We start from the raw sequence: 21,842 nt of genomic DNA on the forward strand, positions 1-21,842 counted from the left end.
CGGGCGGCGTAGCGTGACGAGGGGAGGGTTTTCGTCCGCTCCGACCGCGGAGGAGGAACGATGTCGGCATCGGCACTCGACCCGGTGGAACAGGAGGAGTTCGCGGGGCGCACCCTGCGGCTGCTGAACGACGCCTGCCTGGGATTCATGGCCAGCATCGGCCACCAGACCGAGCTTTTCGACACCATGGCCGGGCTCGCCCCCTCGACCAGTGAGGAGATCGCCCGCGCCGGCGGGCTGAACGAGCGCTACGTCCGGGAGTGGCTGGGTGCCATGGTGGTCGGCGGGATCGTCGACTACGACCCGCAGCGGTCCACCTACGCGCTGCCGCCGGAGCACGCGGCCTCCCTGACCAGGGCGGCCGGTCCGGACAACATGGCCGGGCTGATGCAGTACCTGGCGCTGATGGGCGAGGTCGAGCAGCAGGTGGTGGAGGCCTTCCGGAAGGGCGGCGGGGTGCCCTACTCGGCGTACCCGCGGTTCCAGGCCCTGCAGGGCGAGGAGTCGCGGCGGGTGTACGACGTGGCCCTGGTGGAGGCCATCCTCCCGCTCGTGCCCGGGCTGACCGAGCGCCTGCGGGCCGGGATCGACACCCTCGACATCGGCACCGGGCAGGGCCACGCCGTCAACCTGATCGCCCGGGCCTTCCCCGAGAGCCGCTGCACCGGGGTCGACATCTCGGAGGCCGGCATCGAGGCGGCGCGGGCCGAGGCCGCCGAGCTGGGCCTGGCCAACGCCCGCTTCGAGGTCGCCGACTCCGCCGCGCTCACCGGCTCCTACGACCTGGTCACCGCCTTCGACGTGATCCACGACCTGGCCCGCCCGGCCCGGACGCTGGCCGCCGTCGCCGGTGCGCTGCGGCCGGACGGCGTCTTCCTGATGGGCGACATCGCCGCCAGCAGCCGGCTGGAGGAGAACATCGACCACCCGCTCGCCCCGGCGCTGTACGCGCTGTCGACCTTCTACTGCATGACGGTCTCGCTCGGTGAGGGCGGTGCGGGGCTGGGCACGGTCTGGGGCGAGCAGACGGCCCGCCGGATGCTCGCCGAGGCCGGGTTCGGCGCGGTGGAGACGAAGCGGGTCGAGGGCGACGTGCTCAACCTGTACTACGTGGTGCGGCCGGCCGGAGCCGAGGGGTAGGGGCCGCGGCGGGCGGGGGTGGCCGGGCTCTGCGGTCGGACGTAGGTTCGAAGAGTCCGAGTGAAGGAGGGCAGCGATGACCGGCAACGGCTACGCACACCCCGAGGCGCTGGTCCCCACCGAGTGGCTCGCCCGGCACCTCGACGACGGCACCGTCCGCATCGTCGAGGTGGACGAGGACACCACGGCGTACGGGCAGGGGCACATCCCCGGAGCGGTGGGCTGGAACTGGACCACCGACCTGCACAGCCGGGTGGGCCGCGACTACGCCGACCGCGAGGGCGTGCAGCAGCTGCTGCGCGCGGCCGACGTGGAGGACGACACCACCGTGGTGCTGTACGGCGGCAACAACAACTGGTTCGCCGCCTACGCCTACTGGCTGCTGCGGCTGCGCGGCTTCGGACCGGTGCGGCTGCTCGACGGCGGACGCAAGAAGTGGGAGCTGGAGGAGCGGGAGCTCAGCCAGGAGGTGATGGACTACCAGCACAGCGCCCTCCGGCTGAGCGGGCCCGAACACCCCGAGGTGCGGGCGCTGCGCGACGAGGTGCTGGCCACGGCCGAGGTGTTCGCCAAGCCCGGCACCGACGCCGTCCTGGTCGACGTCCGCTCGCCGGCCGAGTACCGGGGCGAGGCACTGGCCCCGCCGCACCTGCCGCGGGAGCAGGCGCAGGTGCCCGGGCACATCCCCGGCGCGGTCAACATCCCCTGGTCGCAGGCGGCCAACGACGACGGCACCTTCCGGTCCGCCGAGGAGCTGCGCGCGCTGTACGGCGGGCAGGGGGTCTCCCGGGACCGCGAGGTGATCGCGTACTGCCGGATCGGGGAGCGCTCGGCGCACACCTGGTTCGCGCTCACCGAGCTGCTCGGGTACCCGGACGTGAAGAACTACGACGGCTCGTGGACGGAGTACGGCTCGCTGGTGCGGGCACCCGTGGCGCTGGGGGCGTGAGGCCGGGTCGGGTCCGGGTCGCGAGCGGTCGGCGGGTGACGGGCGCGCGGCGGCGCCATGTCGGCTCATTTCTTCTCATGAACATTTCATCCCGGAGGAGTGGGCCGGGGCCCGCCGGGACAGGGATCGATCCGACCCACTGTCCCAGTGACCCCGGAGACCGCCTTGCGCAAGAGAATGCTCGTCCCCGCCGCCGCCGGCGCGCTCGCCCTGCTGCTGACCGTCCCCGCCTCCGCCGCCCAGGGCGGCCCGGGCGCCGCGGGCATCGGCGACACCTACTACCCCAACGCCGGCAACGGCGGGTACAACGTCTCGCACTACGACATCCGACTCAAATACCAGCCCGTGACCGACGAACTGGAAGGCACCACCACCATCCTCGCCACCACGACCCAGGACCTCACCCGGTTCAACCTGGACTTCGTGCTCGGCGTCAAGGAGATCCTGGTCAACGGCCGCCCCGCCGCGTTCGCCGCCACCGGCGAGTCGGAGCTGGAGATCACCCCGGCCCGGCCGCTCGCCAAGGGCAGCCCGGTGACCGTGGTGGTCCGCTACGCGGACAAGCCCGGCGAGGTGAAGCGCGACGGCTTCTCCGCCTGGCTGCGCACCCCCGACGGCGGCGTCGCGGCCAACGAGCCGGAGAGCGCGCCCTGGTGGTTCCCGAGCAACGACCACCCCACCGACAAGGCCACCTTCGACGTCTCCGTCCTGGTGCCCGACGGCACCCAGGCGATCAGCAACGGCCTGCTGACCGGCCAGAGCTCCAAGGCCGGCTGGACGCGCTACAACTGGCGCGAGGCCAAGCCGCAGGCGACCTATCTGGCCACCCTGGCGATCGGCAAGTTCGACATCAGGACCGACACCACGCCCGGTGGGCTGCCGGTCACCACCGCCTACAGCAAGGACCTCGGCGACAACGACGGCGCGGCGCGGGCCAGCGTCGAGCGGACCGGCGAGGTGGTGGACTGGCTGAGCGGCTACTTCGGCGCGTACCCGTTCGACTCGGTCGGCGGCTACGTCCCCAACGTGCGGACCGGCTACGCCCTGGAGACCCAGACCCAGGTGTTCTACAGCCCCGCGCAGTTCTCGCGCGGCGCCAACACCGCCGTCGTCGTGCACGAGCTGGCCCACCAGTGGTACGGCGACAGCGTCTCCGTCCAGCGCTGGAGCGACATCTGGCTCAACGAGGGCTTCGCCCGCTACGCGCAGTGGCTCTGGTCCGAGCACGAGAACGAGGGCACCGCGCAGGAACTCGCCGACTACGTCTACTCCTTCTACCCGGCCGGCGACGCCTTCTGGACGGTCAGGCCGGGCGACCCGGGGCCGGACCACCAGTTCGCCGGAGCCGTCTACGACCGGGGTGCGGTGGCCATCCAGGCGCTGCGCAACGCCGTCGGTGACGAGAAGTTCTTCAAGATCCTGAAGGGGTGGCCGACCGAGCGCCGCTACGGGAACGCCACCATCCCGCAGTTCCAGGCCTTCGCCGAGCGGATCTCCGGCAAGCCGCTCGGGGAGCTGTTCAACATCTGGCTGTTCACCGACTCGAAGCCGGCCCTCTCCTCGGCGGGCGTCCCGGCGGCGTCGGCGCCCGGGGCGGCCGGCGCGCCCGCCCTGGCGCCGACGGCCAAGGCGCAGCTGCCGGAACCGAAGTCGTGGAAGAAGATCCAGGAGACCAACTCGGTCCACGAGCAGCGGCACTGACGCACCGGCCCGGCCGACCGGTGGAGCGGTCGGCCGGGCCCCCGTGCGCGGCGGCGGCGCGGGGGGTCAGGAGGCGGGCACGGCCGGGGCCGGGGCCAGCGCCCGGGCCTCGCTGAGGATCAGGGCCTCGACGCCGTAGAGGAACCGCTCCATCGCGGGGCGGGGGAGCACCGAGCTGTCCGCCGTCATCGCGAGCTGGAGCGCGTCCGGGGTCTGGAGCGCGTCCAGGGCGTAGGAGAGGCCGGGGCGCGGCGGGAACTCGACCGGCCAGGTGAGGGTGGTGCCGGCGTCGGCCACCCCTGCTCCCGGGTCGGGCTCGGGCCCGGGCTCGGAGTCGGGCCCGGGGTCGGGTGCGGCGAGCATCGACGGGAGCAGGTCGCGGGTGTCGTTGAAGACGCAGGAGCGGTCGGCGAGCGGGCCGTGCTCGGCGGTCAGCCGGGCGATCTCCTCGTCCAGCAGGTGCTTGTTGTAGTAGGCGTGCCGGTAGGTGGCGATCGAGGCGGCATGGGTGCGGCGGACGGCGTCGCCGAACTCGCCGTCCGCGTCCGGCAGATGGAACAGGCCGTCGCCGGCCACCGGGCTCACCGCGGAGGCCAGCCCGGGCAGGAACCGGTTGTTGACGATCACCTGGAGCACCGCGTCCGGAGAGCCGGAGAGCCGCGCGGTCATCACCGCCACCGCGGCGAGCAGCACCGAGGACGTGCTCGCCCGGTGGCCGGCCGCGACCGTGTCGACCGCCCGGAGCAGCGCCGGGGAGCTGAGCACGGCGTTCGGGAAGGGCTCCGGCGCGTCGGTCGCGGCGGGCGGGAAGAGCCGCGGCGGCCCCAGCCGTAGCTTGCGCACCACATGGGCGCGGGCGTTCACATCGCGCCGCAGACCGCGCGCGGAGGTCTGGAACTCCGCCTCTTCGAGCGGCTGCTGGGCGCCGCGGAGCGTGCTGATGGCTTCCACCGAGGCGCCCTGCGCCAGCTCGCTGAGGTCCAGCACCAGCAGGCCCATGCCCGCGCCGTCCAGCGCCGTGTGGGAGAGGACGAGCGCCATGTGCCGGACCAGCCCGGCCGTCTCGACCAGGCCGACGCGTATCGGCCACTGCGCGGTGCAGTCGAAGGGCAGCGCCGCCAACTCCTCGTGCAGGGCGGCGCCGACCGCGGCGGGGTCGGCCGCGTCGCCGTCGCACCGGCGGGTGTGCACGGTCAGCCGGCCGGCCGGGTCGACGATCTGCCGCAGCCGCCCCCGGTCGTCCTCGACGAGCCGGGTGCGCAGCGAGTCGTGCAGCTGGAGCAGGCCCTCCAGGGCGCCCAGCACGGCCGCCACCGGCAGGCCCGGGTCCAGCGGGGCGGAGGCCGTGATGTTGTAGCGCGGCGCGTCGGCCGGAGCCAGCCGGCCCACGGCGTCCCAGATGGCCTGCTGGCCCCAGGTGGCCGGTCCCGTGCCGGATCTGCCGGACGAGAAGTCGATCTCCAGTTGCTGACTCGTGGTCACCGTGTGCTCTCCGATGTGCGGTGGTGGAAGCGGCGCGGTGCGGCTGCGTCGCCTCCTCGGCATGGGGCGGTCGGTGCGGTGGGAGCGCGTGTGTTGCCAAGGGAAGAGTGTGGCGCACCGTCATGGTCACGTCGAGCCTCGGATTTCGGCCGGGGGCGCCGCCCGGTGCGGTGCGGTCAGACGCGGGTGGCGGTGACGAGGTGGTAGTCGAGCAGGCCGCTCTGCCAGGCGGCGAGGAAGTTGCGGGTCCAGTGGCCGGGCGGCACGGTGTCCTTCAGGTAGCGGTCCAGGCCGGGCCAGACGGCGGTGCCGATCGACTCGGCGGTGACGTCGGTGAAGCCGGCGGCGGTGAGGTCGTCGGTGAAGGCGGTGAGCGGGTGGGCGACGTCGAGGCCGTCGGCGAAGCTGCCGAGCAGGATGCTCAGCCGCTCGGCGACCTCCGGGCCGGAGCTGAAGAAGGTCGTCACGGCCAGTCGGCCGCCGGGGCGCAGCACCCGGGCCGACTCGCGGGCGAAGCCGGTCAGTTCACGGAAGTGCTGGGCCGCCTCCACGGAGTAGAGGCCGTCCAGGGCGGCGTCCGGGAAGGGCAGGTCGTCCGCCGCGCCCAGGCTGTAGGCGAGGCGGTCCGGGAACGTCGCCAGCGCGCGGGCGTTGACCGCGCGGGCGCGCTCGACCTGGTCCGGGTGGATGTCGACGCCCGTCACCGCGGCGAAGCGGAACTCGCAGAGCGCGAGGGCCGCGCCGAGGCCGCGGCCGCAGCCCACCTCGGCCAGCCGCAGCCGCTCGGTGGGGGCCGGGAACGTGCGCAGCACCCGGCGGTACAGCTCCTCCTGGCTGCGGATGCGGTCCTCCGGGGTGGGTGCGTCGGTGTCGATGCCGCTCCAGTCGCCGAAGTTGATGAATCCGCCCGCGAAGCTGGGGGCCTGACTCAGGTCGTCGACGCCGTACGTCCGTCGGACGGTCGCGGGAATGCGGTTCTGGTCCATCGCTGCTCGGCTTCCTCGTGAGGCGGGCGCCCGGACCTCGGGCGCGCCGAGGTACGTACCCAAACCGGTCGGCGTCCGAACGCGGACCGTGACGAATGAGGCCTGGGAGGTACGGCGAGTGACGGCGTGTTGACGGGGCCGGGCCCGCGGTGCGGGGCGGACGGGAATATCGGGTGGACAGCGGGGCCGGGATGGGCCTGGGATGGGAGCGGTGCCCGGCCGGGGTGCCCGCACCCACCCGACCGGGAGACCGAGATGACCGAGACGACCGAGACGACCGCGACGACCGCGACCACCGCGACGACGACGACCGCGACCACCGGGACGACCGACGCACGGGTCGCTCCGCCGCTGACCGGGGGCGAGCGCGAGATGCTGCGCGCCTTCCTGGACTACCACCGGGCGACCCTGGCGATGAAGTGCGAGGGGCTGACCGAGGAGCAGTTGAAGCAGCTGTCGAGCCCGCCGTCCACGCTGAGCCTGCTCGGGCTGGTGCGGCACATGGCCGAGGTGGAGCGGACGTGGTTCCGCCGGGTGATCGGCCGGGAGGACGTCCCGCTCGTCTGGTCCCCGGAGGGCGACTTCCAGGTGGCGTACGACGCGGCCGCCGCCGACCGCGGCGAGGCGTTCGCGGCCTGGACGGCGGAGGTCGAGCACGCCCGGCGGATCGAGCGGGAGGCGGAGTCGCTGGACGTCACGGGTTACATGCCGAAGTGGGGCGCGGACGTGTCGCTGCGACTGGTGATGCTGCACCTGATCCACGAGTACGCCCGGCACAACGGGCACGCCGACTTCCTGCGCGAGGCGATCGACGGAACGGTCGGCGCGTAGCGGCGCTCCCACCGGGGCGCGCGGAACGACCCGGGCGGGTGACGGGGTGTGTACGGACCACCGCCGCCCGGGCGGGGTGGCCGACGGCCGGTCCGCCACGGCGCCGGGGGCGGGCGAGGTGGTCCCGCGCAGGTCGCGGACGTAGTTGAACGCTGCACGGGGTGGCAGCCGTTCTCGTTCACATGACGGTGATGATGACCGAGCGAGGCGCTGGCATGCTTGCTGGCATGGTGGAGATGGCGGACGAGCCGGAGATCCGGGAGCTGATCGCCTCCTGGTTGGCCGCGGAGCCCCGGGAGGAGGCGCCGACGGGCGAAGCGGGGTGCGGCCACGGGCTACCGGCGCCGCCGGCCGGCGGCGCGGAGGTCGCGGCGGCGGCCCGGCGGCTCGCCCTGCGCGGACTGGACGGCTCACGGCTGCTGCCGGTGCCGGACGGGCTGCGCCTGGTCGCCGAGGCGCTGGTGGTCGACGAGCACCCGTCCGCGCCCGGGTGGGCGCCGCTGGAGCGGGCCGAGGTGGTGGAGTGGGTGGCGACGCTGCTGCACCGGTTCGGCGAGGACGGCGTGCAGGAGCTGATCGCCGAGCTGGCCGGGGACGCCGGGCCGTCCTAGACCGGGCCGTCCTAGACCCGGCCCGGCCGGGCGGCGGCCCGGTGGTGGTCGCCGGACCGGCAGGCCCGCCGGACCGTCACCGCGCTCCGGCGCAGCCCGGCCTCCGGGTGCCGCGGGACCCCTCCGCACGGGCTGCCGCGGTCGTGCGGCCGGCTCCGGCAGGCACCGGACGCGGCCGGTAACGCCCGCCGGGCGGACGGCGCCACGGTGACCGCGCCGGCCAGCGTGGCCAGCCGGCGCTCCAGCTGCCGGGCGACGCCGGCGTCCCCGAGCCGCTCGTACAGGCAGTGCGCGGACCGCAGGTGCGAGGCGGCCTCCACCGGACGGTCGGCGTCCAGCAGGAAGTCGGCGTAGTGGCGCTCCGCCACCGCCTCCAGATGGACGGCGCCGGCGGCGCGACAGCGTTCCATGGTCTCCCGCCAGGCCCGTCCGGCCTCGGCCGGGCGGCGGAGCTGCTGGAGCGCGTGCGCCTCGTTGACCATGGCGGACAGGTGGTACGTCGCCTGCGGGTGCTCCGCGAGCAGCGCCCGGGCCTCCCGGGCCCGGCGCAGGGCCTGCCCGGCGTCCCCGGCGAAGCCGTGCAGAGCGGCGGTGTTGCTGAACGCGAAGGGCGCGTGCTCCGCGAGGCCGTGCGCGCCGGCCAGGGCGATCGCCCGCTCGCCCAGCCGGACGGCCTCGGCGTGCTCGCCGCGGGCCGCGCTGGCCACCGCCAGCACGGTGAGGGCGTGCACATGGACGTCGCCCCCTGCGTCCGCGGTGCGGGTGACCGCTCGCAGGGCCAGCCGGTGGGCCTCCTCGGCCCGCCCGAGGCCGCTCAGCGCGCGGGCCGTCGAGGCCTCCATCGAGGCGACGGCGGCCGGATCGCCGGTCAGCACGGCCGACTCCAGCCCCGCGCGCAGGCAGGCCAGCCGGTCCGTCCGGCGGCCGGCGCCGTAGTAGAGGCAGTTGGCCAGGTAGGCCAGCCGCCAGGCGCGCCAGTGGTCGCCGAGGTCGGCCGCCGAGGTGACCAGGCCGCGGATGGTGGGCTCCTCGGCGCGGAACCAGTCCAGCGCGGCGCGCACGTCGGGCAGCCGTGGCCGGGCCGGACCGGGCAGCGGCGGCGGACCGAACGGGTCGAGGCCGGGCTGGAGCAGCCCCGCGCCGTGCGCGGCGGCCGCCAGGAAGTGGTCCACCAGTGCCAGGGTGGCGTCGGCGCGCTCCGACGCCGGCCGCTCGTCGAGGAGTTCGGCGCCGTAGAGGCGGATCAGGTCGTGCCGGCGGTAGCGGCCCGGGGTGTCCTCGGTGAGCAGGTGGTGGGCGGCCAGCGAGCCGAGTGCCCGCCGGGCCTCGGCGGTGTCGGTGGCCAGCAGGGCGGCGGCCGCGTGGGCGTCGGTCTCCGGGCCCGGGTGCGCGGCGAGCAGGGCGAGCAGGTGGACCGCGGTGGCCGAGAGCCGGCGGACCGTCAGGCCCAGCGCGCTGCGCACGCTGATCGCGCCCTGGGTGTCCAGGGTCTGCAGGCGGGTGCGCTCGTCGGCGAGTTCGGGCACGAGGTCGGCGATCGCCCAGCCCGGCTGGGCGGCCAGCCGGGCCGCGGCGATCCGCAGCGCGAGCGGCAGGCGGTCGCAGAGCTCGGCGACCTTGGCCGAGGCCTCCGGCTCGGCCCGGACCCGGGCCGGGGTCAGCAGGTGCTCCAGCAGGCCCAGCGCGTCCTCGGCCGGCAGCGCGCCGAGCCGCAGCAGGGCGGCCCCCTCGGTGACCACCACGTCCTCCAGGGAGCTGCGGCTGGTGATCACGGTGGCGCAGTCGGGCCCGGCCGGCAGCAGGTCCGCGAGGTCCTCGGCGTCACCGGCGTTGTCCAGGACGACCAGCAGCCGGCGCCGGCCGGTCAGCGCCCGGTAGAGCGCGGCCCGGGCGTAGCGGTCCTCCGGCAGCTCACGCTCCTCCACGCCGAGGGCGCGGAGGAACCGGCCCAGCACCTCGACCGGGCCGGTGCGGTGGCCCGGGCCGAAGCCGTTCAGGTCGGCGAAGAGCAGGCCGTCGGGGAAGGCGCCGGCCGCGGCGTGCGCCCACTGGACCACGGTCGCGGTCTTGCCCGCGCCGGCCGGCCCGGTCACGACGGCGAGGCTGCCGCCGCCGTGCGGTCCGGCGCACTCGGCGTCCAGCCGGCGCTGCTCGGCCGCGCGGCCGACGAACCGTGCTGCCGCACGGGGGAGCTGGTTCACGGCCGGGCGGGGGGCCGGCGGGTCGACCGGGTCGACCGGTACGGGCGGCGAGGTGGGTGCGGCGGGGGTCGGCTCCGGGTCGGCGGTGAGCATGTCGTCCACGGCCGACTGCAGGGCGCGGCCCGGCGCGAGGCCCAGCTCCTCGGCGAGCCGGCGCCGGGTGCGGTGGTAGGCGGTGAGCGCGTCGGCGAAGCGGCCCGCCTGGTGGAGACAGCGGACCAGCAGGGCGGCCAGCGGCTCGTGGAGGCCGTCTGCCTCGGCGGCGCGGTCGAGGTCGGTGACGGCGTCGGCGCCCCGGCCGAGCCGCAGCAGGCGCTCGGCCCAGCACTCCAGCGCGCGGGTGCGGCGCCGGTCGAGCCGGTCGGCGACGGCGTGCCGCAGACCGGTCTCGGGCAGGTTGGCCAGGGCCGTGCCGCCGTGCCAGAGGTCCAGGGCCTCGCGCAGCAGCTTGACGGCGGCCTCGTCGCCCCCGGGGGCGCACTCCCCGGCGGCCAGCGCGGTGAGCCGCTCGAAGAGCAGCGCGTCCACCAGCTCGGCCGGGCCGTCGAGGCGGTAGCCGGGTGCGCGGGTCAGCAGGGTGAAGGGGGAGTCGGCGATCTGCTTGCGCAGCGCGGCGATGTGCCCCTGTACGGCGGCCCGGGCCCGGGCGGGCGGGGCCTCGCCCCAGAGCAGCTCGAAGAGCCGCTCGACCGGGACGGTGCGGCCGAGTTCGAGCGCCAGCAGGGCCAGGACGGCGCACCGCTTGGGGCCGGCCGGCTCGACGGCGCGACCGTCGGCGGCCCGCAGTTCCACCGGCCCCAGCAGTCGAATGAACACGGATCCCCCCAGGTAGAAGCGGATCGTCTCAGCTTTTCGTCCACATCTCGGCCGCAGTCTAGCCACGCCCGACGAGCGGTCCGGGCCGCCCGGCGGACGGCGGTACGTCGGCGAAGCATCCCGGCCCCGGCCGTCACCGGCGGCTCGAACGGCGCTCCGGCGCCCGGCGTACGACCGCCGTTCGCGAGGGATTCACTGGCGAGCGGTCAGGTGGTTGCGGGCGCCGACGGCCTCCGGGGAGGCCGGGTGGACAGGTCTACCTGACGCGCTCGTGCCGTGTCCACGGCCGGTGGGGCGGGCCGTCGGGCGCCGGCGGGGCCCGGAGGCTCCGGGCTCAGCGGCTGGCCGGGGCCGGGTACGGCGGCCCGAGCGGGCGGCCACGCCGCTGGTGGCGGGGGGTCGCCCGGGCCGGACGCCGGTCGGCAGGTGTCCGGGAGGGGACGGCAGGCGAGTGGCCGGGCATACCAGGTATGCACGTGAGGGCACGGTCTTCTGCCCGGACGGGCGGGTCTTTCGGGCAGCTCCGTCCGGGAGCGGGCGTTCTGGGGCAGGTGGGAGGGGCAGCCGGGGGCGGCGGGGGCGGTGTCGGTGGGCTCACCGGTCGGCGGGTCGGGGCGGCGAGGTGTGGATCGGCCGCCGGCGGGTTCACCAGCCGGTGGGTCGGCCCGCCCGCCACAGCTCGTCGCCGATCAGCGCGGCCAGCTCGCGGACCGCCCGGCGGGTGCGGTGGCCGAGCCGACCCGGCTCGGACTCCGCGGCAGCGGCGAGGTGCTCGTCGAACGGCACCTCCACCACGCCCCGGCAGCGGGTGCCGAAGTACGCCCGCAGATCCGCCGGGTGGACCGGCCGTCCGGTGCCGCGGACCGCCGAGATCGCGGTGACGGAGCGTTCGGCCAGCTCCCCGTACCCGTGGGCGTGCAGCAGGTCGAGGGCCGCGGTGGCACCGCCCGCGCCGTCCACGGTCGGCGTGGTGACGAGGACCAGCTGGTCGGCCAGGTCGAGCACGCCGCGCATCGGGCCGTCGAGCAGCCCCGCGCCAGCGTCGGTCAGCGTGAGCGGGTACCGCTCGGCGAGCGCCGCCAGGACGGCGCGGTAGTCGCCCTCGTCGAGCGGCCGGCCCGCCGCGGGGTGCGCCGGGCCGGCCAGGACGGCCAGCCCGCTCGGGGTCGGGGAGAGGTACGGCCGGGGGTCGACGGCCGCCGGGCCGCCGCCGCGCAGCGCCGCCGCGAGCTCGGTGATGCCCACCCGGGCCGGCGGACCGGCCGGCCGGACCGGCGAGTTCGGGTACGGCGCCCCCGCGTCCACCGCGGCCACCGGCTCGCCGCGTTCGGTGGCGAGCATCGCTCCCAGCGCGCGCACCAGTGAGGTCTTGCCGACGTTGCCGGTGGCGCTGATCACGGCGATCCGGCAACTGCCGTGCAGCGGCGAGCGGATGAGCCGCAGCTGCTCGCGGCCGCGGCGCTCGCCGGTGCGCAGCACGTCCAGCACGCTGCGGCGCTGCTCCGGCAGGGGGCGCGGGGCGGGCGGGGGAGCGAACTGCGGCACGGGCGGGGGCACCATGGGTCGCGGGGGAGCGAACCGCGCTGCGTGCGGCGGGAGCGTGGGCCGCGGCGCGGGGTGCGCGGCGGGCAGCGGTACCGGCGACGCGGTGGCGGGGCAGGGGGCGGGGGCGAGCCGCGGCAGCAGGACGGTGCCGAAGGCGTCGAGCGCCGCCGCCGGTGCGGGGCGGTACGCGGTGTCGGGGCCGGCGGTCATTGTTCTCCTCCTGGCGTGGGCTGCGGTCACACGGTCCACTCCGCTCTACGGATCGCCGACGCGCCGCAGTTCAGCGGCCTGTCCGGGCTTCCCGGCGGCTCCCGGATCCACCTCCGGGCGGTGAACCGGAGGCCGCCGTGCCGCCGTAGACGACAGGGGGGCCGTGCGGCCGCCGGCCCAGGGCGACACGTCCTGCGGGACCCGAAGGAGATCAGTGATGAAGCACGTTCGAGCGGCCCTGGTGACCGGAAGCGCCGTCGCGGCCCTCGCCGCCGCGGGTTCGGGGACGGCGATGGCCTGGCAGCCGGCCGACGCCTCGCTGAGCGTCGGTTGCCGCACCGACGCGGCCCACGTCGAGCTGGTCCTGGGCAACAACTACCGCGCCGCCGGGGAGTACACGCTGACCCGGGTCGGCAGCGACGAGAAGTACCACGGCACGGTGGCCGCCCACGGGTCGGTGAAGGTCACCGTCGGCTACACCGGCCAGGGGGACACCTGGCGCTACCGCCTGGCCGACACCCAGGTGGAGAAGCGGATCGCGGACGTGCCGCTCTGCGTCACGCCGACGCCGACCACCCCGCCCACGCCCACGCCGACGGCCACGCCGACCACCCCCGCCCCGACCACCCCGGCGCCCAGCACGACCCCGAGCCGCACGGCCACGCCCACGCCGACGGGCTCGGTGACGCCGACCCCGAGCCGGACGCCCAGCGGGTCGGCGAGCCCGACGCCCAGCGGGACGCCGAGCCGGCCCGTCACGCCGCCGCCCAGTACCAAGCCGTCCGACCGTCCGACGCCCACGGCGTCCCAGTCGTCCTCGCCCGCCGCCTCCCCGAGCCCCTCGGCCTCGCCGTCCGTCACGGCGGTGCCCGTCGGTACGGACCTCGCGCACACCGGTGGCGGCGGCGGTTCGGCGCTGATCGCGGGCGTCGGCGGCGGCGCCCTGCTGCTCGGTGGCGGCGTCCTGGTCGCGGCCCGGCTCCAGCACCGCCGACGCACCGCCTGAGGGCTCGTCGGCCGCGGCGACCGTGAACCCCCGGGCGTCGCGGTCGCGCCCCGGTGAAGCCGCGGACGTCCGGTGCTGTCCGGTGGGCCTCCGGTCTCGTCCGGTGGACGTGCGGGGCCCGGTCTCGTCCGGTGAACCACCGGCGTCCGGCGAGCCGTCGAGCGAGGTGCGGGGTCGGCCGGTCCCGCACCCACCGACCTGGGGAGGACACCCGTGCTGCGGATGGACGGAGCATGGCGGATCACGGTGATCGGCAAGGACGCCGCCTTCGACCAGCGGGCGGTGGTGCGCACCCCGTACGGCGCGGTGGTGCTGCCGGGCCGGGTGGGGGCGTCGCTGGAGGTCCCGGCGCAGGAGTGGGAGCTGCACCTGGAGCACTACGCCCCCGGCCTCGGGTGGCGGCCCAACGTCCGGGTGCTGCCCGGGCCGTTGCAGGCGTCGGACGGCGGCCTGCGGTCCCGGGTGGTGCGGAGCAAGGACGTGGACTGGGTCGACGGCGACCCGACCGAGCGCAACTTCACGCTGCGGCTGGTCTGCCTGGACGCGGCTGCGCCGCTGGAGGAGCCCGCTTCGGCGCCGATCCCGGCGGCGACCCCGGTGGTCCGCACCTCCGCGGACCCCTATCCGGGCACGCCCACGCTCGCGGGGACCGACCGGATGGGGTACCGGACCGCGAGTGAGGACGGGCGCGGCAGCGGGCAGGGCAGCGAGCGGGGTGACGGGCACGGGGTCGAGCAGGGCCGTGCGCACGGCGCCGGGCAGGAGAGCGTCGGCACGGCGTCGGCCGGGTGGGGGCGCGGTCCGGCGGCTCCTTCCGGGCGGGGTGCGGATCAGGCGGCTGCCGGCGGGGAGCCCGCCGTGGCGTACGACCCGTGGCAGTCGCTCCCGCCCGTGCCGGAAGGCTGGGAGCGCGTCCCCGTTCCGCTGTCCGAGCTCGGCCCCGGGGAGGTCCCCGCGATCCGCCGGAAGAGCGGTCAGGGGCAGGTGCTGGGGCAGGTGCTGGGACAGGCGGCGACCCGGGCCGTGCCGGCCCGTTGGCGGGCGGACGAGAAGGCGTCGGTCGAACCGGTCGCCCTCCAGGAGGTGTTGGCGGGGCGCGAGCCCGTCAGCGGGGTGACCGGTCCGCAGAAGGCGATGCGCAACCTGAGGCCGGGGCGGCCCGCCGAGCGGGCGGTTCCGGTGGAGCGGGCGGTGCCTGCCGAGCGGGTGGTGCCTGCTGAGCGGGCGGTGCCGGCGGTGTGGGAGTCGTCGGCGGAGTGGGAGGCGCCCGCGGTGTGGGACGCCGAGGTGGCGGAACCGGTTCGGCCGGGGACGTCCGCCGGGTACGAGGCCGCCCGGGGAGCGGTGTGGCGCGGCGAGGCGGGACGGCCGGCGGCCCAGGAGGCCACCCGGGCGGTGCCCCTCGGGCACGAGGCCGTGCGGGGCGTACCGACCGGGAGCCGGGGCGGGGCGGCCACCACCCCCCGGTGGACGACGCAGGCCGGCCCGGCCGACCACGGCGTGCATGCCGAGCGGGCTGCCGAGGTCTCCGGGCAGGAGGCGGTCGCCGGTGAGGCCGGCACCGGGCGGCCGCGGCCGCCCCGGCCGTGGTGAACTCCGCGCGCGGCTGAGACACGACCCGGAGTGACCGTGGACGGTCCCGCCGGTCCGCCGTGGGGGCGGACCGGCGGGACCCGGTGCAGGGACACCCCGAATGCCTGTTGGACCGTCAGATCGGTTGAACAGCAAGGTCAGTGGCGTTCCAGTGCGCCTCGGGGTGGTCGAAGGCGCGCTGGTAGTCGGGGCCGGCGATCGGGAGGCCGGCGAGGAACTCCTCCGGCAGGTCGAAGGCGTCCACCAACTGTCGGCCCCGGTCCGCCAGTCGGCCGATGACCTGTTCGATCAGATCGGGGAGCAGTCGAACGTGATGGCCCGTCAGGAGACTCTCGCTCAGCAGAGGGCCGCTCTCCGTGCTGACCCGGCGCAGCGCGAAGAGCCGGTACAGGTCGAGCAGCAGGCTGCGGGCCCGCGGCTCGGCGGCCTGCTCGGCGAGGGCCAGCAGGGCGGCGCCGGCGGAGCGTTCGGCGTGGGCCGTGACGGCGGCCAGCGCGGCGGGTGAGGCGGTGTTCCAGCGGCGCAGGCCGTCCCCGGACGGCGCCTGCCGCAGCAGGACGCGGGCACGGCTCAGGTGCAGGTGCTCCGCCGCGTGCAGCAGGGACTGGAGCACGGCCGGGTCGTCGGGGCCGCCTTCGGGGACGGCCCCGGGCGGCGCGGACTCGGCCAGCAGGAGCTCGGCGCCGGCCTTGGCCCAGAGCGCGAGGTTGTCGCCCTCGGCGGTGATGGTGCCCTCGATGTCCATGGCGAGCGGGGAGATCCCGTTGACCGGGAGCAGTCCCTGGGCGCCACAGCGTTCGCGGCACTCGATGATCAGGTTGCGGGCCTGCCAGGTGGTCCAGCCCTTGGTGACGGCGGCCAGCCGTTCGGCAGCGGCGACCTCGCCCGGGTCGGTGTCGTCCCGGCCGGTCCAGCGCTCGACCGCGGCCCGGTGCAGGGCGGTCATCGCGTAGGTGGTGGCGGCCGCCTCCAGCAGCGGGCCGTGGTGGCTGCGGTGGGCCCAGACCGGGATGCGGCGGTCCGCGCGGGCCCCGGTCACCTCGCGGTGGTGGGCGTAGCGGACGGCCACGGTCAGCACCGCGCGGGCGCAGCCGACCGCCGCCGCGCTCATGCAGAGCTTGCCGGCGGTGACCCGGCCGATGCTGGTGAGGAACCGTTTCCGCCTGCTGCCGAGGGAGCTGGTGAACCCGGCGTCGGGCCCGAGTCGGCCGTGTTCGCCGGTCAGCAGCGCCTCGTGGGGCAGGACGACCTCGTCGAAGGAGGTCAGGCAGTGGTCGACCGGGTTGCCGGGGCGCTGCGGCAGCGGGCGGACGGTGACACCGGGCAGCGGGCCGACCTCGTCGGTGAGCGGGGTGAGGAAGAGGAAGATCCCGTGGTCCCGGCCGTCGACCAGGAGGCGGGCGGCGACCACGGCGGACTTCGGCCCGCCGGCGGGGCCGGTGTTCGGCATGAACTTCTGCGCGCCCGCGTCGGGCGTGTGCAGGGTGAAGGTGCGGTCGGTGCGGTCGTAGACGGCGGTGGTCCGCAGCGCGGTGGCGTCGTTGCCGTGGCCGAGCTCGGTGCAGAGGAAGGTGCCGGTCCGTTCCATCGCGAGGTACGGGTCCAACGGCCGCTTCTCGTGCGGGTCGTGGTCGAGCAGGCTGCCGAGGAAGAGGTTGTAGTGGATGCCGGCGACGACGACCAGCGCGCCGTCCAGCGGGCCCAGCCATTCGTGCAGGGCGGCCAGCGCGCGCGGGTCGGTGGCCAGTGCGGTGGCGTCGGTCATCCGGTTGACCTGCCGTAACCGCCGGTAGCTGGCGGCGATCCGGTCCGCGGTGGCGGCGCCGGGGTCGGTCCGCATCCGGGGGTCGGCGAGCAACCGCCGCCACGGGCCGTGGACCCGCTCGTGGTCGGGGCCGTAGAGCAGCCGGGTGAGCTCGGCGGTGGTGGCAGTGGCAGTGGCAGTGGGGGTGGTGACGGTGACGCTGGTGGTAGCGGTGACGGCGGTGGAAGCGGCGACGGCGGCCGGTGCAGGAGAGTCCGGTGCCCGGGTGGCGCTTCGGTCGTCCGTGGTGACGGTGCGACTGCCGGGAATGGTTGTCATGCGGTGATGAATGGGCGAACAGGGTCCGGGGAAACGGCTTTGTGATCAAGATCACCGAAAGCGGCGGGCCGCCTCCGCGGGCGGCCCGCCGCTCTTCCGTCACCCGGTGGGCTACTTGTCGATGTGGAAGGACTCGCCGTAGACCTTCCAGCTCAGCGGGGTGTGCAGGTCGAGGTTCCCGGCCTGGAGGAAGAGGCGCTGGGCGGTGTCGACGCGGGAGGTGTCGGAGTGGGCCGCCTCGGTGCGCATGGCGGCGGCGCGGGCGTCCAGGAACGCGGCGAGGTAGGCCTTCTCGTCGCCGCCCTGCGCCGGGGGCTTGGCCTTCTTGAGCGCCGCCGCGCGGATCCCGCCGAAGCTGTCCGCGCTGTTGCCGGGGCCGTGCATCACGATGGCGTCGTAGTAGGCGAGTTGGCCGAGCGCGTGCAGTCCGTCGGACTTGGCCTGGGTGACGGCCGGGGTGAAGTAGACGCGGTCGCGCTCGTCCTCCTGGGCCTTGCGGAAGACCGGGTCCTGGGCCGCCTTCTTCCAGTCCGAGGCGAAGTCGGGGTCGAGGCCGCTGTGCGAGGCGGAGCCGTCCAGCTTCTCCAGCGCGGGGAGGTACTTGGCCAGGATGTTGTCGGCCTTCAACTCGCGGTAGTGGCGAACCAGTTCGACCATGTCACCGGTACCGGAGCAGAAGCCGACGATGCCCGCGGTGTAGCCGCGGCCGTCCTTGATGTCCTCGATGTAGGCGAACTGCGCCTTCCAGTCGAGGGAGGAGTTCTCGGCGCTGGAGACGAACTGCTGGGCGATGTCCTTGAGATGCGGGTCGGTGAGGTCGCCGGCCCCGGTCGTGGTGGGCTTGCCGGACGGCGAGCCGGAGGCGGATCCGGACGGGGAACCACTGGGCGTGGTGGGCGACTTGGCCGTGGGCAGTGTGGTGCGGTGGGGGCGCCCGTGGTTCGCCGGGGCGGGGTCGGCGACCGTCGTGGTGGGCGAGCCGCTCGGGGTGGGGCCCGGGGACGCCGCGGCGGCCGGGAGCACGGGGAGGGCGCCGGCCAGTAGGAGGGCGGTCAGGGCGAGGGGCAGTGGGGTGGGCCGGATCGGCATGGAGGCTCCGGGGTCGGGCGGCCGGATCGGCCGCGGGAACGGCGGGCGAGCGGGTTCGCTTGGTGAACGGCCGCCGTCCGACGGCGGGTTCACGCACCCTCGGGACCAGGCAGAAGCTCGACCCCCGGAGTGAGGTGGAAGCGCTCGGGGTCCTCGATCCGCCGGCGCTCGGCCGGGCCCAGCCGGTCCCTGCGGTCCAGCCACGACTGGAGGCGGGTCAGGGCGCTGCGGTCCCGTTCGGCCGGGTCGGCTCCGGCGGCTCCGGTGTACTCGCGCAGCAGGACGCGGGCGGGGCGGTCGGGGGCCTCCGGGGCTTCGGAGGCCTCGGCGGGCGAGACGGCGACGACGGTGAAGGACGTGCCCGGGGCGAAGGTCACCCGCAGCTCCTCGGTGCCCGAGCCGAAGGCCGAGGTGCGCCGCCCGGTGGCCGACCAGATGACGAACTCGACCGCCGCGCCGGGGATTTCGACGGCGCTGGCGGTCAGGCCGGTGACCGGGGCGGGCTCCGTCACCACCTGCCCGACCGCGTAGTGGGCGAGCAGGGCCGCCGGATCCGGGCCGGGCGGGGCGCAGAGCAGCACGGCGCCGTGGTGGCTCGGGAAGCGGCGCAGCCCGGAGCCGAGGCAGCGGAGGAAGGGCGCGAGGATCGGGTCGCGGGAGCGGGCGGCCGCGATCAACTCCGCCCGTTCCGCGGGGATTCCGGTGTCACCGTGGTGCAGCAGGACGGCGGCGAGGTCGGGCTTGATGTCGTCCTTGGAGGTCGACCGCAGCCTCGGCAACCGGGTGGTGACCTGGTCGATCCGGCCGGAGCAGCGGTGGTAGTGCTCGCCGAGCAGCGTCCGGACGGCGTCGCGGTCGTCGGTGCCGCTGACCGCAACGGGGACCGGGAAGTCCTCCGGGCGGAGCTGACGGGCGCGCGGCGGGGCCGATGCCGGTGCCGGGCCGCCGTCCGGTTCCACTCCGGTGGACTCGTCGGTGAGCTCGTGGGGGGCTTCGACCGGCTCCGGGTCGAGTGACTCCGGACCGACCGGCTCCAAAGGGCGCCTGTCCGGTGGTTCGTCCGGCTCGCCCTGCGGGTCCGCGACGGCGGGGTCGCCGTGCGGGTCCGCGATGGTGGGGTCGCCGTGCGGTTCGACGTCGGCCGCGTTCAGCCGGGCGAAGTGCGTTCGCTCGTACGGGGGTTCGGAGGCGGTGTCCACCCGGTGGGCGTACGAGGCGGTGACCGGGGCGGTGACGGGGTTGGTGGCCGGGTCGGTCCGGGGAGCGCTCTCCGCAGGGTTCCGCTCCTCGGTCGCCGCCGCCGAAGGCCCGCCGGCGGTGGCCCGGGCGGTGCCGAGGGGGTCGGTCCCGCGCGGCGCCGCGCCCACCGGCGGGGGGAGGCCGGGGCCACCACTGGTGGTGGTCGGTACGGCGAACGCCGAGGGCCCGGCCGGCGGACCGGACAGCGCCGCGGCCCGGGGCGGCGCCACGGCGGCCGGGACGGGCTGTGGCGTGGCCTCCGCGGCGGCAGGTACGGGGCTTGGTGAGGCCGCCACGGCGGCCGGCGCGGACTGTGGCGGGGCCTCCACGGCGGTCGGGCGGGCCGCGGGGAGGCCGCCGATCCCGTACGACACCGCCGCCACGCCCGGCACGGAACCGGCGGGCTGCTCCGGTCCGAGCCAGTCCAGGTCGTGCATCCGGGCGATGAACCGGGCGATCCGTTCGGTGGACGGCTCCAGCAGTCCGTGGACCAGCAGCCCGAACCCGTCCGAGCCGGAGGACGGCAGCCGGTCGAGCAGGCTGCCCAGCTCCTCGAAGACGTCGGCCTCGACGGGCCGGTCCCGCTCGCCGACGATCAGCAGCGGGCGGGCCGCCTCGGGCCGGCGGAAGCGCGGGGTGAGGACGTGCGGAGGCTCCGGCCGGAGCCAGAGGCCGGCCGGGACGGCCTCCAGCGCCCAGTAGGGGAACGCCTCGAAGACGCCCGGACCGTCGGTCCGCCAGGAGGCGCCCCCGTTGCGCCAGGCGGCGGGTGCGGTGCCCTGGCCGGGCGCGGCGGCGAGCCGCAGCAGGTACGGCTCCCAGCGGGCCCGGCCGTGGGTGTCGAGGATGCGTGAAGTGGGGCCGCCCGGGCCGAGCACCGGGAGGCCGATCGCGGCGCTGACCGGGCGGGCCAGCCGGGCCGACAGCGCCCCGGTCAGGGCGGCGAGTTCGTCCGGGGCCGCCCAGGGCGCGCTGACCAGCAGCCGCGAGGTGTCCACCGGCAGGCCGACCACGGCCTCCGCGAAGTCCTCCGGCAGCAGGACGGGCCGCGCCGGGGTGCCGACGACCAGCACGACGGTGCCGGGCGGCGCGGCGGCCAGCCCGAGGCCGGGCATCGGGCCGGGGGGCGGGGCGGACGGGTGGGTGAGCCAGAAACCGGCGGGCAGCCGCAGCACGTGTACGGCCGGGGGACGGCGGGCGGCGGTGGCGCTCTCGACCGGCAGGTGCCCGGCCGGGCCGGCGGGTACGACGGCGACGGCGGTGGAGGGCGGCTCGACCGGCGCGGTGGCGCCGATCGTCTCCCGCACCCGGCGCGGTGCGCTGCCGGGTGCGCAGTGCCACCAGGAGGCGGCCTCGCCGGCGCCGTCGGGCGCGGTGACCTTGAGGTTGCCGTCCGGGGTGATCTCCACCAGGCCGTCCGGCGCGATCACCGGCAGGCCGGCCCGGTCGGCGACCACCTCGGCCGGGCGGCGGCCGTTGGGGGCGAGCGCGGCGAGGCCGGAGGCGGCCAGGACCAGCGTGGCGGCGCCGCGCGAGCGGGCGATCACGCCGAGGTCGGCCATCCGGTCCCGCAGGACGGCGGCCGAGTCGGGTGCGGCGGCGACCACGACGATGCTGTCGGGCACCGGGCGCAGGGTGGCGACCGCCGCCGACAGTTCGTCGTCCCCGGCGGTGGAGGGGGCGATGACGAAGTGTGGGCCGACGGGGCGCAGCTCGGACCGGAGGGCGGGCGCGGCCCCGGCCGGAGCGGCGGCCACCGCCGGCACCGGGGAGGCGGTTACCGGGCCGCCCGGCCCGGCGGGCAGCGCGACGGCCCCGCCACGCCGGCGGCCGAACCGGCGGCGGGGCGCGGCCGGGTCACCGGAGGGCAGGCCGAGGCGGGAGAGACTCATCGTCGGGGAATACGGGCGCCGCCCGGCCACCGGTTCAGTGACCGGCCCGGCCCGGGCGAGACCGTCGGCCCGTAGGACCTCGTGGGCACTGCCCAGGCGCGACAGGCCGTGGAGGGGGCGCAGCGATGTCCCCGGGCGGCTGGAACGCGGCCATGCACGCGCCCGGACGGCCGAACCCGGCGCCCGGGCGCACCGCGCGATGCCCCGGGGGCGAGCCGCTGGGACCGAAGCCGCACGGCGCGGACGGCAGCGTGGTCACGGCCTTGGCGAAGGCCGGGAAGACGACCCTGGTGCGGCAGGACGGCACCACCGAGCCCGACCCGGCCGACGGGACGAGCCGGTTCGCCGCCGAACTCCGACCGCGTGCGCGCGCCTTCGTCGCCCACGGGCGGGTCGGTGCCAACGGCGTGCAGGAGTCGCCGGGAGGCGAGGACGTCGTCACCGGCGGCACCCGGCAGCGGGGCCGCC

Annotated in this window: 14 protein-coding genes; 7 read left to right on the plus strand and 7 right to left on the minus strand. The window is 76.2% G+C overall.

Annotation, left to right across the window (positions count from 1 at the left end):
* Positions 1-60 precede the first annotated feature (60 nt).
* From ABT263_RS28595 to ABT263_RS28605, 3 genes are all read left to right on the plus strand, one after another.
* Positions 61-1,140: a class I SAM-dependent methyltransferase gene (locus ABT263_RS28595; RefSeq protein WP_352294656.1), complete on the plus strand. Its 1,080-nt coding sequence runs from the start codon at positions 61-63 to the stop codon at positions 1,138-1,140.
* A 76-nt stretch (positions 1,141-1,216) separates the two neighbouring features.
* On the plus strand, positions 1,217-2,089 hold the full coding sequence (locus ABT263_RS28600) for a sulfurtransferase (RefSeq protein WP_329486448.1): 873 nt from the start codon (positions 1,217-1,219) through the stop codon (positions 2,087-2,089).
* Positions 2,090-2,266: 177 nt separating this feature from the next.
* A complete protein-coding gene (locus ABT263_RS28605) occupies positions 2,267-3,790 on the plus strand; it encodes a M1 family metallopeptidase (protein ID WP_502885878.1) in 1,524 nt (507 codons plus the stop codon).
* A gap of 66 nt (positions 3,791-3,856) precedes the next feature.
* Here ABT263_RS28605 and ABT263_RS28610 read toward each other — a convergent pair whose 3' ends face one another.
* Together ABT263_RS28610 and ABT263_RS28615 are read right to left on the minus strand one after the other, a co-directional pair.
* On the minus strand, positions 3,857-5,272 hold the full coding sequence (locus ABT263_RS28610; protein WP_352294660.1) for a condensation domain-containing protein: 1,416 nt from the start codon (positions 5,270-5,272) through the stop codon (positions 3,857-3,859).
* A 176-nt stretch (positions 5,273-5,448) separates the two neighbouring features.
* A complete protein-coding gene (locus ABT263_RS28615) occupies positions 5,449-6,258 on the minus strand; it encodes a class I SAM-dependent methyltransferase (RefSeq protein ID WP_352294661.1) in 810 nt (269 codons plus the stop codon).
* Between the two features lie 372 nt (positions 6,259-6,630).
* Between ABT263_RS28615 and ABT263_RS28620 the strand changes: the two genes are divergently transcribed.
* Positions 6,631-7,089, plus strand: coding sequence for a DinB family protein (locus ABT263_RS28620; RefSeq protein WP_329492032.1), 459 nt, complete (start codon positions 6,631-6,633; stop codon positions 7,087-7,089).
* Positions 7,090-7,316: 227 nt separating this feature from the next.
* Positions 7,317-7,700 (plus strand): hypothetical protein, encoded by a 384-nt coding sequence (locus ABT263_RS28625; RefSeq protein WP_352294663.1) that lies wholly within the window; start codon positions 7,317-7,319, stop codon positions 7,698-7,700.
* A gap of 11 nt (positions 7,701-7,711) precedes the next feature.
* Here ABT263_RS28625 and ABT263_RS28630 read toward each other — a convergent pair whose 3' ends face one another.
* Both ABT263_RS28630 and ABT263_RS28635 read right to left on the minus strand, forming a co-directional pair.
* Positions 7,712-10,717 carry an AfsR/SARP family transcriptional regulator gene (locus ABT263_RS28630; protein ID WP_352294665.1) on the minus strand — a complete coding sequence of 1,002 codons (3,006 nt, stop codon included), beginning with the start codon at positions 10,715-10,717 and terminating at the stop codon, positions 7,712-7,714.
* A 645-nt stretch (positions 10,718-11,362) separates the two neighbouring features.
* Positions 11,363-12,472: a MinD/ParA family ATP-binding protein gene (locus tag ABT263_RS28635; RefSeq protein ID WP_352294667.1), complete on the minus strand. Its 1,110-nt coding sequence runs from the start codon at positions 12,470-12,472 to the stop codon at positions 11,363-11,365.
* Positions 12,473-12,689: 217 nt separating this feature from the next.
* On the opposite strand from ABT263_RS28635, the gene ABT263_RS28640 reads away from it, so the two are divergent.
* Both ABT263_RS28640 and ABT263_RS28645 read left to right on the plus strand, forming a co-directional pair.
* Positions 12,690-13,478 (plus strand): hypothetical protein, encoded by a 789-nt coding sequence (locus ABT263_RS28640; RefSeq protein WP_352294669.1) that lies wholly within the window; start codon positions 12,690-12,692, stop codon positions 13,476-13,478.
* Between the two features lie 222 nt (positions 13,479-13,700).
* The gene (locus ABT263_RS28645) at positions 13,701-15,071 is read left to right on the plus strand and encodes a hypothetical protein (protein WP_352294671.1); all 1,371 of its coding nucleotides are present in this window, start codon (positions 13,701-13,703) and stop codon (positions 15,069-15,071) included.
* Between the two features lie 115 nt (positions 15,072-15,186).
* On the opposite strand, the gene ABT263_RS28650 is transcribed toward ABT263_RS28645, so the two are convergent.
* The 3 genes from ABT263_RS28650 to ABT263_RS28660 all read right to left on the minus strand — a co-directional run bounded on the left by ABT263_RS28650 (position 15,187) and on the right by ABT263_RS28660 (position 21,374).
* The gene (locus ABT263_RS28650; RefSeq protein WP_352294673.1) at positions 15,187-17,154 is read right to left on the minus strand and encodes an acyl-CoA dehydrogenase family protein; all 1,968 of its coding nucleotides are present in this window, start codon (positions 17,152-17,154) and stop codon (positions 15,187-15,189) included.
* A 111-nt stretch (positions 17,155-17,265) separates the two neighbouring features.
* Positions 17,266-18,243, minus strand: a complete 978-nt coding sequence (locus ABT263_RS28655) for a chitosanase (RefSeq protein ID WP_352294675.1) — start codon at positions 18,241-18,243, stop codon at positions 17,266-17,268.
* 89 nt (positions 18,244-18,332) lie between these two features.
* The gene (locus ABT263_RS28660; RefSeq protein ID WP_352294677.1) at positions 18,333-21,374 is read right to left on the minus strand and encodes a hypothetical protein; all 3,042 of its coding nucleotides are present in this window, start codon (positions 21,372-21,374) and stop codon (positions 18,333-18,335) included.
* Between the last annotated feature and the right edge of the window lie 468 nt (positions 21,375-21,842).

It is taken from the genome of Kitasatospora sp. NPDC001603 (genome assembly GCF_040298365.1).
Lineage (GTDB): Bacteria > Actinomycetota > Actinomycetes > Streptomycetales > Streptomycetaceae > Kitasatospora.

What these genes read in the sequence shown, in the direction of transcription:
- ABT263_RS28640 (WP_352294669.1), top strand. Translation starts at nt 12,690, where the DNA reads ATGAAGCACGTTCGAGCGGCCCTGGTGACCGGAAGCGCCGTCGCGGCC.
- ABT263_RS28600 (WP_329486448.1), top strand. Translation starts at nt 1,217, where the DNA reads ATGACCGGCAACGGCTACGCACACCCCGAGGCGCTGGTCCCCACCGAG.
- ABT263_RS28655 (WP_352294675.1), bottom strand. Translation starts at nt 18,243, where the DNA reads ATGCCGATCCGGCCCACCCCACTGCCCCTCGCCCTGACCGCCCTCCTA.
- ABT263_RS28620 (WP_329492032.1), top strand. Translation starts at nt 6,631, where the DNA reads ATGCTGCGCGCCTTCCTGGACTACCACCGGGCGACCCTGGCGATGAAG.
- ABT263_RS28605 (WP_502885878.1), top strand. Translation starts at nt 2,267, where the DNA reads ATGCTCGTCCCCGCCGCCGCCGGCGCGCTCGCCCTGCTGCTGACCGTC.
- ABT263_RS28650 (WP_352294673.1), bottom strand. Translation starts at nt 17,154, where the DNA reads ATGACAACCATTCCCGGCAGTCGCACCGTCACCACGGACGACCGAAGC.
- ABT263_RS28595 (WP_352294656.1), top strand. Translation starts at nt 61, where the DNA reads ATGTCGGCATCGGCACTCGACCCGGTGGAACAGGAGGAGTTCGCGGGG.
- ABT263_RS28645 (WP_352294671.1), top strand. Translation starts at nt 13,701, where the DNA reads ATGGACGGAGCATGGCGGATCACGGTGATCGGCAAGGACGCCGCCTTC.
- ABT263_RS28635 (WP_352294667.1), bottom strand. Translation starts at nt 12,472, where the DNA reads ATGACCGCCGGCCCCGACACCGCGTACCGCCCCGCACCGGCGGCGGCG.
- ABT263_RS28615 (WP_352294661.1), bottom strand. Translation starts at nt 6,258, where the DNA reads ATGGACCAGAACCGCATTCCCGCGACCGTCCGACGGACGTACGGCGTC.
- ABT263_RS28625 (WP_352294663.1), top strand. Translation starts at nt 7,317, where the DNA reads ATGGTGGAGATGGCGGACGAGCCGGAGATCCGGGAGCTGATCGCCTCC.
- ABT263_RS28660 (WP_352294677.1), bottom strand. Translation starts at nt 21,374, where the DNA reads ATGAGTCTCTCCCGCCTCGGCCTGCCCTCCGGTGACCCGGCCGCGCCC.